Raw genomic sequence first — 16,132 nt, forward strand, 5'->3', positions numbered from 1 at the left:
TTTAGTTTAGAATCTTTCCATTAAGGTAAACGGCATCAATATGATTAGAACCAAAAGCATAAGGTAAGAAATTGTAAGAAGGAATTTCTTTAGTGATAATAAGATTCGCCTTTTTTCCTTTTGTAATGCTGCCATGTGTTTTTGATAAGTTCATGGCATAGGCACCATTAATAGTGGCAGCATTGATAGCTTCATTTGGTGTCATATTCATTTTGATACAGGCAGTACTTACCACAAAATTCATGTTCCCACTTGGCGTGGAACCTGGGTTATAATCGGTAGCTAAAGCAAGAGGAAGGCCGGCTTCTATAATTTTTCTTGCAGGTGTATAAGGAATTCCTAAAAAGTAAGAACAGGAAGGAAGTGCAACAGGTATTGTTTTGCCTTTTTGTAAAGAAAATATATCATTGGTGTCTAAAACTTCTAAATGATCAACAGACAATGCATTGTGTTTAACAGCTATTTGAATACCACCGCTAATACTAAATTGATTTACATGGATTTTAGGTGTCAATCCGTGTTTTACACCAGCTTCTAGAATTCTATCTGTCTGTTGATTCGAAAAATATCCTTTCTCACAAAAAACATCTATAAATTCAGCTAAGTTTTCTTCTGCCACTTTAGGCAGCATTTCTTCAATGAGTAAATCAATATATAGATCCTGATTATTTTTATATTCAGCAGGAAAGGCATGCGCACCCAAGAAGGTAGCTTTTATCTCAATAGGAAAATTTTCTGCCAGACGCTTAATTACACGTAACATTTTTAATTCGGAATCAATTGTAAGCCCATAACCTGATTTGATCTCAATGGCACCTGTGCCCAATGCCATAACTTCTTTTAAACGCTTGGCTGATTGCATATACAAATCATCTTCACTAGTCCGTTGCAGTATTTTTGCCGAATTTAAAATACCGCCTCCCTTTTCAGCAATCTCTTCATAAGACAGTCCATTAATCCTGTCAACAAACTCACCCTCTCTATTACCAGCATATACCAGATGCGTATGACTATCACACCAACTAGGAAGCACTATTTTTCCTGAAACGTCAATAACTGAATCTCCAGTTTTAGTATTAAGATCTTCCATCCTGCCAAAGTCAACAATCAAATCATCTTCTATTTCTAAAAAGGCATTTTTTATAGTTGGAAGTTGATTCATTTCCTTTCCGGAAACCTTTAAAATATGAGGCTCACGAACCTGAAGTAACTCTTTTATATTGGTAATTAATGTTTTCATTGATCAATTTGTGGTAAAGGTAACGAATTGCATTTGGTATATGAATCATACTAAATCACATTTTTAACACGTTATTATACTGTTAATCAAACCAGCTAAACATGAAAAGAGACTTTGACTCAACAGAATCTCAGCCTAAGAAAAAGAAAAGAAAAAAACGATTTAGTCCTTACAAAAAAGATAAGTACACTATTTCTAAATTAAAAGAGTACAAAAACTATTTAGAGTATTTAGAATCAGTTAGAGCGCAAGGAAATTTAGAATATTAATATTCTATTTTATCTTCTTTTTCCTGCCATTGTTTAAATGCTTGTAAAGCAGTTTCACGCGCGCATTGCTCAAAAGGAATACTTCTCTTTTCATAAGGCAGAGGAATTTCCTTATAAATAAATGCATCATCAAATCCTATAGCCGCTGCATCTTCTTGGCTGCTTCCATAGTATACTTTATCTGGGCGGGCCCAGTAAATGGCTCCTAAACACATAGGGCAAGGTTCGCAAGATGTGTATACAATACAACCATCTAATTGAAACGTACTAAGATTTTTACAGGCATCTCTAATAGCGGTTACTTCGGCATGCGCAGTTGGGTCATTGGTTGAAGTTACTTTGTTATTACCACGCCCAACAATTTCCCCTTCTTTTACCACAATGCAACCAAATGGCCCCCCTTCGTCCGAATGCATACCTTTTAAAGCGGCTTTTACTGCTTCACTCATATATTCCTGATGTGTTTTCATTATATAGTATTTGTGTTCTTTGAATTAAGGATAAACTGAATTAAATGTAAGGAAATTTAAACGAACTATTGATAAATATCATCGGCATTATAAATATAATTATTGCTTATTTGTTTTACTATTTTTTTGATTACAAATAGAGTAATTTTGCATAAAATTATGATGATGAACAAAGCAATATATATTGCAACGAGTGAAGCCAATAGCGGTAAGTCAATAGTTACTTTGGGTCTTATGGCTACATTATTGGGTAAAACTGCAAGAGTAGGCTACTTTAGACCAATTATTGATGACTTAAAAGAAGGAGAAAAAGACAATCATATTCATACAGTGATATCACACTTTGATTTGAATATTGCACATAATGATGCCTATGCTTTTACTAGAAGTGAATTTATTAAGAAAAGGAATAAAGGAAAGGAAAGTGAGATTTTTGATAAGATTATTGAGAAGTATAAGTCTTTAGAAGAAGAAAATGATTTCGTGCTTGTTGAAGGAACTGATTTTTCTGGTGAAGGCACAGCCATTGAATTAGATGTTAATATATTGATTGCTAAAAATTTAGGCATACCTACAATCATAGTTTCTAGTGGAGTTGACAAAACTTTAGATAAATTTATTGGTGGTTTGTATCTGGCTTATGACACTTTTAAAGAAAAAGAGGTTGAAGTCTTGGCTATCATTGCCAACAAGGTACAAGAGAAAAGTATTAATCTGGTAAAGACAGGTTTGGAAGATAGCCTACCCAAAGATGTATTGGTAAATGTATTGCCATTCATGTCCTCTCTAAATAATCCTACTATCAAAGAAATAGCAAAAAAAATTCAAGCTAAAATTTTATTTGGTAAGGAGCATATAAACAACCAAACGGCAAGCTTTAAAGTAGGTGCCATGCAGATGCATAATCACTTGACTTATTTAGACGAAAATTGCTTGATTATTACACCCGGTGATCGATCTGATATTATTTTGGCGGCGCTTCAAGCTAATATTTCTTCCAATTACCCTTCAATTTCTGGTATTGTACTTACCGGAGGTATTCTTCCTGAGGCTCCTATTCTTAAACTAATAGAAGGTCTGTCTCAAGTGATTCCAATCATGTTGGTTGATGACGCTACTTTTGATATTACATCTAAAATAGCCGCCGTTCGTTCGCACATGTATGCTGATAATAAGCAAAAGATTGAAAAATCACTGCAGGTTTTTGATAATTATATTGAAATAAATAAGCTTAATGAAAAACTTGTAACCTTTGAGAGTAATCATATTACTCCTAAAATGTTTCAATACAATTTATTAAAGAGAGCAAGAAAAGAGCGAAAGCATATAGTACTTCCAGAAGGTAATGATACACGTATTTTGGCCGCTGTTAGTAGGTTGATTGACATCGAAATTGTTGATATTACCTTACTGGGGAATAGAGATGAGATTATAAGCACTATTGCGAGTTTAGGACTAAATTTGGATGTAAATAAAATAACCATTATTAACCCCATTGAATCTGATTATTATGAAGACTTTTTCGAAACACTTTATGAGTTGCGGAAACATAAAGGTCTAACTACTGCTATGGCTAAAGATTTAATAGCAGATGTTTCTTACTTTGGAACGATGATGATTCACAAGGGAATAGCCGATGGTATGGTTTCTGGAGCTGTGCATACTACACAGCATACAATCAAGCCTGCATTACAATTCATAAAAACAAAGCCAGGAGTATCAGTAGTTTCTTCAATCTTTTTTATGTGTTTAGAAGATAGGGTTTCGGTGTTTGGCGATTGCGCAATTAATCCAAACCCAACAGCCGAGCAGTTAGCAGAAATAGCTATATCTTCAGCTGAATCTAGCGCAAATTTTGGAATAGAACCCAGAATAGCAATGCTTTCTTACTCTTCAGGTACATCGGGTAAAGGAGCAGATGTAGAGATTGTAAAAAAAGCAACTCAAATTGTGAAAGAGAAGAGACCTGATCTAAAAGTAGAAGGACCTATACAATATGATGCGGCAGTAGATATGTCAGTTGGTAAAAGTAAATTACCCAACTCTGAAGTTGCTGGTCAAGCGAATGTTTTGATTTTCCCTGATTTAAATACGGGAAATAATACATATAAAGCAGTTCAAAGAGAAACAGGAGCTTTGGCCATAGGCCCTATGCTACAAGGATTAAACAAGCCTGTAAATGATTTAAGTCGTGGATGTACAACCGATGATATTTTTAATACAGTAATCCTCACGGCGATTCAGGCTCAGGAAATGACCACTTAATACTAATTTTTATTCTAAATAAAATTGAAAATTCTAGTTTTAAACTCGGGTAGCTCTTCTATTAAATTTCAATTGTTTCAAATGCCTGAGCAAGAAGTTCTTTGTAAAGGTTTGGTAGAGCGTATTGGCGGTCAAAATGCAAAATTTGTTTATAAATCTGCCTCAAACACTCATGAAGAAGTATTGCCTATTCCAGATCATAATGTTGGGTTGCAAAAAATGGTTGATTCTATACTAGATGCAAAGATTGGAGTGATACAAAGTACAAAAGAGATTCAGATAGTAGGGCATAGGGTAGTACATGGTGGAAGTATTTTTTCTGAAACAACAGTTATTGATCAAGAAGTCACACAACAGATCAAAAAATTATTTTCATTAGCACCTTTGCATAATCCAGCCAATTATGAGGGCATTGTTGTAGCTGAAAAAATCTTTTCTAAGGCCAAGCAAGTAGCTGTTTTTGATACCGCCTTTCATCAAACTATTCCGGCAAAAGCATATAAATATGCCATACCAAATTCTTTATTGAATGATCACAAGATAAGATTATACGGATTTCATGGTACTAGCCATAAGTATGTTTCAGAAAAAGCTATTGAGCACCTAAATATCAACAACTCTAAGGTTATTACAATTCATTTGGGAAATGGTTGTAGCATAACAGCCATTAAAAATGGAAAAAGTATTGATCATTCTTTAGGTTTTGGACCCGCTACCGGATTGATTATGGGTACCAGAAGTGGAGATATAGATCATGCCATCATTTTTCATATGGTCAATAATTTAGATTACACGTTAGAGGAAGTAAATACTTTGCTTCAAAAAGAAAGTGGTATGCTAGGTTTAACTGGCTATAATGATCTACGTGATATAGAGGCAAAGGCAAATGAAGGAAATAAAGTGTGTAAACTTGCTATAGATATGAATGTCTATAGAATTAAAAAGTATATTGGTGCTTACACAACAGCTATGAATGGTTTAGATGCCATTGTATTTACGGCTGGAATAGGGGAGAACTCATCAAATATGAGAAAGCTTATATGCGCTGATATTGATTTTCTTGGTATTCACTTAAATGAAGAAAAGAATAATACTAAAATTGATCGGTTAACTGAAATACAGGCTGATGCTTCTAAAGTAAAACTCTTAGTGATTCCTACTAATGAAGAATTGGAGATTGCCAAACAATCCTATAGTTTAATAAAGAATTAAGTAAGTATCAAAGATTATTTTAGCGAGCCCGTCATATCTTCGGGCTTTACCCATGCATCATATTGCTCTTCAGTAACATAACCTAACCTAATTGCCTCTTCTTTTAAAGTAGTTCCATTGGCATGAGCCGTATTCGCAATTTCAGCAGCCTTGTAATATCCTATTTTGGTGTTTAGAGCCGTAACCAACATTAAAGAGTTGTTTAATAATTCTTTAATGGTAGCATGATTTGGTTCAATACCTTCGGCGCAATTGTCATTAAAAGAAACACAAGCGTCACCTAGCAATCTTGCTGATTGCAATAAATTAGCCGCCATCATAGGCTTAAATACATTGAGTTCATAATGCCCTTGTGTGCCTCCTATGGTAATAGCTACATCATTACCCATTACTTGCGCACATACCATAGTCAATGCTTCCGCTTGAGTAGGATTCACCTTGCCAGGCATAATAGAAGAACCTGGTTCATTGGCAGGAATAATTAATTCTCCAATTCCTGAACGTGGGCCAGAAGCCATCATACGAATATCATTTGCAATTTTATTTAACGAAACTGCTAGCTGCTTTAAAGCTCCATGAGATTCTACAATGGCATCATGAGCTGCCAAAGCTTCAAATTTATTCTCAGCTGTAATAAAAGGTAATCCGGTAAATTCGGCTATATAGTTGGCAACAGTTATATCATAATCTTGAGGCGTGTTTAACCCTGTACCAACAGCAGTACCCCCCAAAGCTAATTCTGATAAATGTGCTAAAGTGTTTTTCAAAGCTTTCAATCCATGATCTAATTGCGAAACATAACCTGAAAATTCTTGACCTACCGTTAGCGGTGTTGCATCCATTAAATGCGTACGTCCAATTTTTACAACATTCTTGAACTCTTCAGACTTCTTTTTTAAAGTATCTCTTAACTTTTCTACTCCTGGTATTGTAGTTTCAACTAGCATCTTATAACAAGCAATATGCATTCCGGTAGGAAAAGTGTCGTTAGAAGATTGTGACTTGTTTACATCATCATTTGGTTGAATGGTTTTTTCACCTTCTCCAATTTTCTTTCCTGCAATTTCATGAGCTCTATTGGCTATAACCTCATTTACATTCATGTTACTTTGCGTACCTGAACCTGTTTGCCAAATTACCAACGGAAATTGGTCATCATGTTTTCCGGCAAGTATTTCATCACATACCTTAGCAATTAAATCACGTTTTTCTTCCGCTAAAACACCTAGTTTGCAATTGGTATAAGCTGCAGCTTTTTTTAAATAAGCAAATCCGTATACAACCTCTAAAGGCATAGAAGCAGCAGCGCCAATTTTAAAATTATTACGAGATCTTTCAGTTTGGGCTCCCCAGTATTTATCAGCAGGCACTTTGACTTCGCCCATTGTGTCTTTTTCTATTCTGTATTCCATGATTTGTGCTTTGTTTTTAAGGAACACAAAGTTACAAAATAGCTATTGAAACATGCCAGCTTTACTGTACGAATTGAAAAATTGCAAGGGCATAAATTGCAAATCGTAAGAATCGAAATAAACCAAAGGTCATAACACCTCTTAACGGATATTTTATCATGCCGGCGGCAATACAGGTAATTGAAAAAGGAATAGGTAAAAGAGCACCTGTTAATATTAAAAAACCACCCCACTTTTTGGTGTTTTTTAGGTGTTTAGCCATTTTAGTTTCTAAGTAATTCTTAACAGAGCGAATTCGCAAAACAGCCTTACCAATAAAAAAAGAAATAATACCGCCTGTATATGATAATAAGGCCAATATAGATAGATAAAAAACGGGATTGGAAGTTTTTTTAGACCAGGCAATAAAAATTTCTGGAGGTATTAAACCAAGAAAAGATTCTGAGACAAAGAAAATACTCAAAATACCATTTGTAGGATAAATCTCAGTAATCTTTTGCAATCCATTGTTGATGTCATAAACGTAGTTGTTAAATAGGATCAAAACTGTAATGATACCAACAACTGGAAGTACAGCCTTTTTTAGGCTTTTACCAATAAAACTATAAAAACCAGTATAGCTATAATACTGGTGTAGTAATTTTAATCTTGATTTTTTTTGTACTCTTACTTCTCTTTTCATTAGAAATTTAAATGAAACTGCAAAAATAAGAATTCTTGCATAGTATTAGAGTAACGAAAAATAAATTAACTTATTTTTAATGTTAACTACCAAATTCTTCACCACCTTCATCACGGTTATTTTCTCCTCCTTGCCGTTGACGTTTTTTCTTTTGATTAAACCTATATACAAAACTTAATGATATTTGACGTTCCCTCCATTGGAAAGATTGCTCAGCTATATTTGTTGGTGCTGATCGACTGGGGTTATATGTTGTACTTTCGCGTTTACGAGAATTGAATAAGTCACTTATATTAAATACTAATGTTGCCTTATCTTTAAATAAATCCTTACTAAAGGCTAAGTTAGTTATGAACATTTCTTTACGATCAGACTGAGCCGAAACTCTAGGCCCTCTATACATTAAACGTGTTTGCCATTGTATTTTCCATGGAAGGGTAACACGTGAATTAAAACGAGCAAACCAAGTACTTTCATTTACTTCTTCTAAACTAATAGTCTGAGTACTTCCATCTGGAGGTAAGTAGTCAAATGAAAAAGCATCAGTTTTAAATCTAAAAAAATTGAAACTTCCCGAAAACTGTATTGTTTTTAGAGGATTATAGTTAGCCGTAAATTCAAAACCATAACGATTTTCATTATTAAGGTTTAATGGTTGACGAACAAAGACATTTGTACCATTTCTATTCTCTGTAATAGAAACTACCTGAATTAAATCTTCAGAAAACTGATAATAAACAGAGGCACCCAGATTAAATTTATTGATCTTGGTTGTATAACCTAAATCAAAAGAACTTGTATAGGTTGGATTTAGATCAGGGATACCTCTAAAAATATTAGTGGCAGAACTTCTACTTTCAAATGGATTTAAGAACCAATGACGAGGTCTGCGTAATCGTCTACTGTAACCCAAAGTGAAATTATCATTATCATTTAACTCATATCCTAAGTTTATAGTTGGAAACCATTGGGTAAAGTTCTTATCAGAAAATTGATCAGTGGTCAAAACCGTTAAATCTATATCTGTTATCTCTGTTCTGAGGCCTAACAGATAAGATAATTTATTGATTTTACTACCAAACTGAGCGTAAAAGGCATAAATATTCTGCTTAAAATCTATTGCATTTGACGGATCAAAAGTATTGGTTGGATCAAGAATATTTACGCTAAAATCTGAGTTTAAATCTTGTAAATCTGATTTATGTCCAGCTTCGAATTGGCTATTTTCACCAATAGGCAACACATAGTCTATTTGAAACAACTTTTCTATTGAAGTGGTTACTTGGCTGTTTAATTCAGCTAAAACAGTATCATCTATAATATTAGTGTCTTCAGTTTCTTTGCTATCTTCATATTGTAGGTCAACCGTGAGTTTTTGCCCTTTGCCATCAAAGTTATTTGTGTAATTTAATGAGTACTGATAATTTTTTTCTTTTTCCAGTTCATTTTCAATTCTATTTTGGGTAAGATCTATGCTGTTGTCAGTATCAAAAAATTGAGTGAAATTTGTCGCGATATCATCACCGTCAGAGTCTCTATAAAAAAAAGTTCCGGTAATAGAACTTTGCTTATTAAGATAATACTCTAGACCAATAGAGCCATTAAAATTTTTGTTCTCTCTATCAAATTTTCGGTCTTCGTCTCTAAAACCAGTTATAACTCCATTTTCTAAGCTTGTGAATAAACTTTGAGAGTTTCCTGGGCCATTTCTATATGAATACCCTAAGTTAGAAAATAGATTAATTTTTTTAGTACGATAGTTTAAACTAGGAGCCACTCTAAGTAAGTCTGGGTTTCCTATTGTTACATTTAGTGAACCATTAAAACCTGTAATTTTTCCTTTGCGTAGAATGATATTCAAGATGCCAGCTGTACCTTCTGCATCATAGCGTGCAGATGGTGAAGTTATAACTTCTACTTTTTCAATTGCATCTGCTGGTAAATTACGCAGTGCGTCAGTGCCACTTAAACCAACTAAAGCAGAAGGTTTTCCATCAATAAGGATTCTAACATTTTCATTTCCACGAAGACTTACAGCGCCCTCAGCATCAACGTTTACTGAAGGAACGTTATCAAGAACATCAGATGCTGTACCTCCTTTAACAGTCATGTCTTTTCCAACATTATAAATGCGTTTATCTAGCCGTATTTCAACAGTAGATTTTTCAGCAATTACCTCTACTTCGTCTAATGCTTCACTATCAGCTTCTAAACTAATTGTGCCTAAGTTTTTATTTGCTAATAAACGCTGACTGGTAAGTCTATAATTCTTAAAAGACAGAAATTCTACTGAAATATCATACACCCCTTTATTGGTTTCAATAGTGAAATTTCCATTTTTATCTGTTAGCCCTCCAGTTACTTTCTTAGTTCTAAGAGAAGTTAAGACTATAGTAGCGTACTCAAGAGGTTGTTTGGTGTTTTTATCAACTACCGTTCCTGTTATTTCAATTTTTTGTTGAGGAGTCCTACCTGTTTGGGGTCGTTGTGCGTGGTTACTTGTTATACTAAACAAAGTAATTATCACTAATAACATCTTATTCATATAAAGCTAGATTTCTATATAGTAATGAATACTTTATGTTTAGATGCTTTTTCAATAGAAAACTTGTCTTAACAATTAATTTTAAATTAAGACAAGGTAAAAATAAGTAACCTTTTAGGGTATTAAGTTAAATATGAGTTAAAAGGAATTTTACCTTAAAGTGATCATATAACTCAATGAGAGGTTGAAAAATGAAGTATTTTCAATATTATTTTCAAAATCTAAAGCATTAGGGAAGTTAAAATTATAACCAACTTCTATTTGAAAATCATTATTTTCTAAAACCAATGGTAATTGTAGCTGTGTATTTCTTAGATTAAATTCTTCAAAAGAGTCTACAATACGATTTATAAATGGAAGATTGATACCCAAATTATCTATTCTTGAAGTATCAATATTTTCACTGGCAAATACAAACGAAAGGTCAGGTTGTATAGATATTCTACCTCCTTTGTTAGTTTTAAGGTCTACGAGTTTGATGTTTCCATAGATTGATGCCAGTGATTGAAATCCCGATCGGTCACCAAAGAGATACGCAGAATTTACACTCAAACCAATATTAGCTTTGTTATTAGTTAAATCTAACCCAAGATCTATACTATTTTCAAAATCATTTGAATTAGAGTCTGAAAAAATGTAACGGCTGTAGCCCAATTCTACAGTAAAATTATCTTCTTTCCCAAAACTTTTTCCATAGCCTCCGGTCAGAACTGTTAAATCCCATTTTGGATCAAACTCATTATAAAAATAACCAGAAACACCAGCAAAGATGCCATTAGAATTTTTATAAAGCAGTTGTGGTGTAAAACTGAATTGATCAATACCCAAGTCACGACCTAAAAAATATGTTCTATCATTAAAATCTACAGAAGCGATTAATATTTGGTATTTATTGAGTTCATTTATAAGATCTATCAATTCATTATTCTCAAGCAATATTACATTTTCAATAATTTCATCAATCTCTTCATCTAGTTTATCATTCTCTTGTGAAAATGATAAATAGCATAGCAGGGAAAAGGGGAGAAAGAATATGAGTATTTTTTTCATAGTACTTTTATCGATCTAGATTGTCTCGAATTAATCTTCTTAATCTTCTAACAATTCTCCTTCTATCTTTTACGCTCTTAGTGCGTAAGAATCTTCTTAATCGTAATTTTTGTCTTTTAGTTAACGAGTTGCGAAAGGCTATTCGTTTTGTTTTTAATAGACTTCTATTTTGATTAATGATATCTCGTTGTTGTTGGTTAAGAGATTTTCGAAGTAATTTTGTTCTTTCTTCTTTCGTTAGATTTTTATCTTTTAGTTGAGCAAGTTGCTCTTTAGTTAAATTCTCTTTTAAGGTAGCACTGATATTATCTAATAAGTCTTGTTGTTCATCTAACAATTGCTTCTGTCTTTCTGTAAGATAGTTTAGCTTATCACCTTTATTCTGAGCCTCTAAATGATTACCTGCTATCATCATTGACAAGAATACTAAGACATATATAACGATAGTTTTACTTTTCATAGTTTCTATTTTTTTACACAATTTGCTTGTATTAAGACTGTATAAAAAAGAAAAGGTTTAATTGTTCATCAAAGTAAATGAAAATATTTTTAAAAATGTGAGTGCCAAATTTTTCAATAGAAAAATAAATACTATTTTTGCTACATAGTAAAGCAAGTATTTTTGATATGGAAATTCAACATTTTTTAGGATTTATACTGTTTTTAACAGTTTTTACAATGGGTTTTTGGATGATGATATTTTTATTAACCTTTGTGATTCCATATTGGATATTTGGTGCTGCATTTGAAGAATGGAAATTGAAAAGGGCGGCAAAAAAGAATAAAGAATAGTAAGGACTACATAAAAAATAAAAGGACGGTTAATAACCGTCCTTTTTTATTACATCTTTTTATCTTGTCTGTCTTCTAGCTTGTCTTTGCTAAGCTCACTACTTCTATCTTTCTTACTTCTTCTTTTTTGTTTAAATCTGTATGAAAAAGACAGGCTGTATTGATTTTCATAAAACACATTGTATTGTGTCGTTGTACCTGATTCTAATGACCTATAGTTAAATCGCTTTGAGTTAAACATGTCAATTATTTTAAAACTAATAGTGGCCTTATTATCAAACAAATTTTTACTGACAGTTGCATTTGAAAAATGAATAGTCTCCAATTTGGTTAATCCAGTTTCAATAGGAGACTGATATTTATGAGACAGACGAACTTTGAATCCTTTAGCAAAAGATAGATCAATATTTCCTTCGGCATACCAAACGGTATTCTTAAAATCGTACTGGCCTCCAATTGTATTTTTTAATTCTTGTTGGTATGGACTTATATAGCCATTTATTCTCAAACCTTTAAAAGGTGTATATGTAAGATCAACATCTAAACCTATAATATTGTTATTTCCACTATTGATAAACGTTCTATTGAATATTTCATCGCCATTAGTTGTCACTTCACCAGAGTTATTAATAATAGATAAAAACTGATCTTTTTGATAATTTAGAAATAAGGAAGAAGTAAACATAAATTTCCCAAAACTAGTATCAAATATTAGTTCTCCGTAATCTGTATAATAAGGATTAAGATCTTGATTACCTATTGATTGAAAACGTTGATATGTATACGATATAAATGGATTTAACTGCGGTACAGATGGCCTATCAATTGAACGACTGTAGCTAGCTGATAAATAGGAGTTTTCACCTAATTCTAAGCCTATACTTGCAGAAGGGAAGAGGTCAGTATAATCTTTATCTTTATTACTGCTACTATTCTTGATACCAATACCTGTAATTTCTGTTCTTAAACCCAAAGAGTAAGAGAATTTACCCAGGGTAGAATTATATTGAGCATAAAAACCATGTACATCTTCATTATATTTAAATGTATCATCTAGCCCAGGTATTGTTTCAAGATCACTAATAATTGGATTAAACTGAGCCACTTCAAAGTCATTTTCATAACGTCTAAAAGTACCTTTGTACCCTAGTTCTATAGTGTTGCTTTCCCCAATAGGTAATGTATAATCTAATTGAGCTAGAAAATTGTCAAGCTGTTGATCTTTAGCGGATTTTTGTACAATGTCATCAATAAGTATGGAATTTTCCAAAATATCAACTAGTTCATCAGAGTTGGTATTGTCATAGCTGAAATTAGTTTTTAAAGTATGCCCATTATCATTCAATTTTATCTCATACCCCAATTGAAATTCTAACTTGGACTGATCCTCGTCTTCATCAGAAAAACGATTAAAATCATTCGATAAGATGGCATAATCATTATTTTTATGATTGGTGTTTACTAAAAATGAAGCACTCAGTGTATTTAATGAATCAAGGTAAAAATCACTACCAATATTAAACAAAGTACTATTGCGTTGTCTATCTTGATTTGTATCTTGAAATAAGCTCAACAATGGTTGACGGATATCAATATCACGTTCCCTATCTTCATGATTAAAACTAATGGAGCTATATAAATTAATATAACCAGTATTTTCATTTAAAAAGGTTGAAAAACCATGATTGTCAGGAATACCGGTATGTACTTCAAAAGAGCCATTTAAACCAGAACCTTTTTTCTTTTTGGTTATAATATTTAGAATTGCTCCTGTGCCTTCTGCACTATATTTAGCAGATTTTGTAATGATTTCAACTTTGTCAATACTACTTGAAGGTATTGATTTTAAAAAATCTGTGTTGTTATCAATATTAATTTGAGGTTTTCCATCAATCAAAATTGTAGGACTACCACCTCTAATACTTACATTCCCTTCACCATCCACTCGTACTGAAGGTGCGTTATCTAATACATCTAAAGCATTGCCTCCTATGTTCATAATATCTTTAGAAGCATTATAGACTCGTTTATTGATCTTAAATTCAACCAGATTTGTCTGTGCATCAACATTCACTTCTTCTAATTGACTGCTCTCTTCCGTTAAAAGAATGATGCCCAAATTAAGATCTTCATTAATCTCTTTTGTTGTACTATATGATGTATAAGAGAGGAATTCAATAGTTATGGTATAAACACCCTTTTTTATATTGATAGAAAATTCTCCCTTGTTGTTGGCACTTGTTCCCTGAACTAATGAATCACTTTGTTGCTTCAATGAAATAGTAGCATATTCAAGAGGTTGCTTAGTTTGCTTGTCAAGTACATTTCCTGATACTTTTACGAGAGCATCCTGCCCGTAAATGGTGATTAACGAAGAAAAAAAAAGGGCTATATGTAGGATGCTCTTTTTCAAGCCAAAAAAATAATTTGGCTAAAGTAGTCCTTTTTAGCTTGTCAAAAAATAGTGGTTTTTGGGTATTTTACTCCCTAAAAACCATGAATTTTAGAGTAAACTTTGAATATTTTCAGGTGGACGACCTAGTACAGCCCGATTATCTTTTACTACTATAGGTCTTTCAATAAGTTTTGGATGTTGTAGCATTGCTTCAATAATTTCATCATCTTTTAAGTCCTTGCCTTTATAATTTTCCTTCCAGATTTGTTCGTTTTTACGAACGAGCTCAAGAGGAGTCAATCCCAACATTTTTAAGATATTTTTCAGTTCTCCTTTTGATGGGGGATTTTCAAGATAGTTAACGACCTCAAAAGCTTGTTTAGAATTTTCTAGAATCGCGAGTCCTTCTCGACTTTTACGACATCTATTATTGTGGTAAATTTTCATGAAGTATATGAATATTAAGAGCAAATATAATGAAGCCTTTTTAAAACGTTTGTAGTTAGTTATCTTTGGCTGCTCTATGATATTGACAGATACTCATACACATTTATATTCTGAACAATTTGACGAAGACAGGCCAGCTATGATGCAACGTGCAATTGATGCCGGTATCTCGCGATTTTTTATTCCGGCCATAGACTCGTCCTATACAAATGCTATGCTGAGTTTGGAAAAAAATTACCCTAAACAGGTTTATTTAATGATGGGGCTACACCCAACATCAGTCAAAGAGAATTATCAGGAAGAACTTTTTTTGGTAAAAGAATGGTTAGATAAACGTCATTTTTATGCTGTTGGTGAGATAGGGATAGACCTTTATTGGGATACATCTTTTTTAAAACAGCAGCAAGATGCTTTTAAAACACAAATTCAATGGGCCAAAGAAAAGGAATTACCTATAGTTATTCATTGTAGAGAATCTTTTGATGAAATTTTTGAGGTGTTAGAAAGTGAGAATGATGAAAAACTACATGGAATTTTTCATTGTTTTACCGGAACTTTAGAACAAGCGCATAAGGCGTTATCCTTTAATATGAAACTGGGTATAGGAGGCGTAGTAACATTTAAAAATGGAGGTATTGATAAGTTTTTAGATGAAATTCCTTTACAAAATATAGTTTTAGAGACAGATGCACCCTATTTAGCACCAACTCCTTATCGAGGTAAGCGCAATGAGAGTAGTTATCTTGTGAATATTTTGGATAAATTGGTAGATATTTATAAATTGACTCCTCAGCAGATTACTGAAATTACTACACAAAATTCAAAGGATGTTTTTCGAATTTGACAAAGTAGCATATGTTAAGACACCAATAGGTATTGCTCGTATTGTGGGTGATGAGGACGGTATTTCTTCTATTTCGGTATTAGATGGAGAGCAGGAAACTACAGATGTCATCCCTGAACCATTGCAGGAATGTGTAAGGCAGTTGGAAGAATATTTTAAAGGTGATCGGAAATCATTTAGTTTGAAATTAAATCCAGAAGGTACTGAATTTCAAAAGGGTGTGTGGGAAGAGCTACAACATATTCCCTATGGTATAAAGCGCACTTATATGCAGCAGGCTGAAAAACTAGGTGATGTAAAGGCTATTAGAGCTGTAGCACATGCCAATGCTAAAAATCCGTTGTGGATCGTAATACCTTGTCATCGTATTATTGGTAGTGATGGTTCTTTAACCGGTTATGCAGGAGGGTTGTGGAGAAAACGTTGGTTATTAGAACACGAAAATCCACCATTACAACAATCACTTTTTTAATTATTCTCATCTGAAATAAAAAAATACGCAAACTAAA

Annotated in this window: 15 protein-coding genes; 6 read left to right on the top strand and 9 right to left on the bottom strand. The window is 33.0% G+C overall.

Annotation, left to right across the window (positions count from 1 at the left end):
• Position 1 precedes the first annotated feature (1 nt).
• Positions 2-1,240: an imidazolonepropionase gene (hutI, locus tag AC1EU5_RS09230; RefSeq protein WP_480192092.1), complete on the bottom strand. Its 1,239-nt coding sequence runs from the start codon at positions 1,238-1,240 to the stop codon at positions 2-4.
• Positions 1,241-1,341: 101 nt separating this feature from the next.
• On the opposite strand from hutI, the gene AC1EU5_RS09235 reads away from it, so the two are divergent.
• Complete coding sequence (locus AC1EU5_RS09235; protein ID WP_480192093.1) at positions 1,342-1,509, top strand: hypothetical protein; 168 nt, start codon at positions 1,342-1,344, stop codon at positions 1,507-1,509.
• Here the strand turns inward: AC1EU5_RS09235 and AC1EU5_RS09240 are convergent.
• Positions 1,506-1,979, bottom strand: coding sequence for a nucleoside deaminase (locus tag AC1EU5_RS09240; protein WP_480192094.1), 474 nt, complete (start codon positions 1,977-1,979; stop codon positions 1,506-1,508). The genes AC1EU5_RS09235 and AC1EU5_RS09240 overlap by 4 nt on opposite strands.
• 165 nt (positions 1,980-2,144) lie before the next feature.
• On the opposite strand from AC1EU5_RS09240, the gene pta reads away from it, so the two are divergent.
• Together pta and AC1EU5_RS09250 are read left to right on the top strand one after the other, a co-directional pair.
• Positions 2,145-4,244, top strand: a complete 2,100-nt coding sequence (pta, locus tag AC1EU5_RS09245; protein ID WP_480192095.1) for a phosphate acetyltransferase — start codon at positions 2,145-2,147, stop codon at positions 4,242-4,244.
• Between the two features lie 24 nt (positions 4,245-4,268).
• Positions 4,269-5,456 carry an acetate/propionate family kinase gene (locus AC1EU5_RS09250; RefSeq protein ID WP_480192096.1) on the top strand — a complete coding sequence of 396 codons (1,188 nt, stop codon included), beginning with the start codon at positions 4,269-4,271 and terminating at the stop codon, positions 5,454-5,456.
• Between the two features lie 14 nt (positions 5,457-5,470).
• Here AC1EU5_RS09250 and fumC read toward each other — a convergent pair whose 3' ends face one another.
• From fumC to AC1EU5_RS09275, 5 genes are all read right to left on the bottom strand, one after another.
• Positions 5,471-6,868 carry a class II fumarate hydratase gene (fumC, locus tag AC1EU5_RS09255; protein WP_480192097.1) on the bottom strand — a complete coding sequence of 466 codons (1,398 nt, stop codon included), beginning with the start codon at positions 6,866-6,868 and terminating at the stop codon, positions 5,471-5,473.
• Between the two features lie 61 nt (positions 6,869-6,929).
• Entirely contained in the window at positions 6,930-7,550 is a 621-nt protein-coding gene (locus AC1EU5_RS09260) for a YqaA family protein (RefSeq protein WP_480192098.1), read from the bottom strand.
• 82 nt (positions 7,551-7,632) lie between these two features.
• The gene (locus AC1EU5_RS09265) at positions 7,633-10,095 is read right to left on the bottom strand and encodes a TonB-dependent receptor (protein ID WP_480192099.1); all 2,463 of its coding nucleotides are present in this window, start codon (positions 10,093-10,095) and stop codon (positions 7,633-7,635) included.
• A gap of 150 nt (positions 10,096-10,245) precedes the next feature.
• Positions 10,246-11,145: a hypothetical protein gene (locus AC1EU5_RS09270; protein ID WP_480192100.1), complete on the bottom strand. Its 900-nt coding sequence runs from the start codon at positions 11,143-11,145 to the stop codon at positions 10,246-10,248.
• A 7-nt stretch (positions 11,146-11,152) separates the two neighbouring features.
• A complete protein-coding gene (locus AC1EU5_RS09275; protein WP_480192101.1) occupies positions 11,153-11,560 on the bottom strand; it encodes a hypothetical protein in 408 nt (135 codons plus the stop codon).
• Between the two features lie 212 nt (positions 11,561-11,772).
• Here AC1EU5_RS09275 and AC1EU5_RS09280 point away from each other — a divergent pair, with 212 nt between their 5' ends.
• The gene (locus AC1EU5_RS09280) at positions 11,773-11,937 is read left to right on the top strand and encodes a hypothetical protein (protein WP_480192102.1); all 165 of its coding nucleotides are present in this window, start codon (positions 11,773-11,775) and stop codon (positions 11,935-11,937) included.
• Between the two features lie 49 nt (positions 11,938-11,986).
• On the opposite strand, the gene AC1EU5_RS09285 is transcribed toward AC1EU5_RS09280, so the two are convergent.
• Together AC1EU5_RS09285 and arsC are read right to left on the bottom strand one after the other, a co-directional pair.
• Positions 11,987-14,350: a TonB-dependent receptor gene (locus AC1EU5_RS09285; protein WP_480192103.1), complete on the bottom strand. Its 2,364-nt coding sequence runs from the start codon at positions 14,348-14,350 to the stop codon at positions 11,987-11,989.
• A gap of 90 nt (positions 14,351-14,440) precedes the next feature.
• Positions 14,441-14,779: an arsenate reductase (glutaredoxin) gene (gene arsC, locus AC1EU5_RS09290; protein ID WP_480192104.1), complete on the bottom strand. Its 339-nt coding sequence runs from the start codon at positions 14,777-14,779 to the stop codon at positions 14,441-14,443.
• Positions 14,780-14,855: 76 nt separating this feature from the next.
• On the opposite strand from arsC, the gene AC1EU5_RS09295 reads away from it, so the two are divergent.
• Both AC1EU5_RS09295 and AC1EU5_RS09300 read left to right on the top strand, forming a co-directional pair.
• The gene (locus AC1EU5_RS09295) at positions 14,856-15,623 is read left to right on the top strand and encodes a TatD family hydrolase (protein WP_480192105.1); all 768 of its coding nucleotides are present in this window, start codon (positions 14,856-14,858) and stop codon (positions 15,621-15,623) included.
• The gene (locus AC1EU5_RS09300) at positions 15,607-16,095 is read left to right on the top strand and encodes a methylated-DNA--[protein]-cysteine S-methyltransferase (RefSeq protein WP_480192106.1); all 489 of its coding nucleotides are present in this window, start codon (positions 15,607-15,609) and stop codon (positions 16,093-16,095) included. Before AC1EU5_RS09295 ends, AC1EU5_RS09300 begins: the two co-directional genes overlap by 17 nt.
• The last annotated feature ends 37 nt before the right edge of the window (positions 16,096-16,132 follow it).

The organism is Maritimimonas sp. 2405UD52-3 (genome assembly GCF_056591715.1).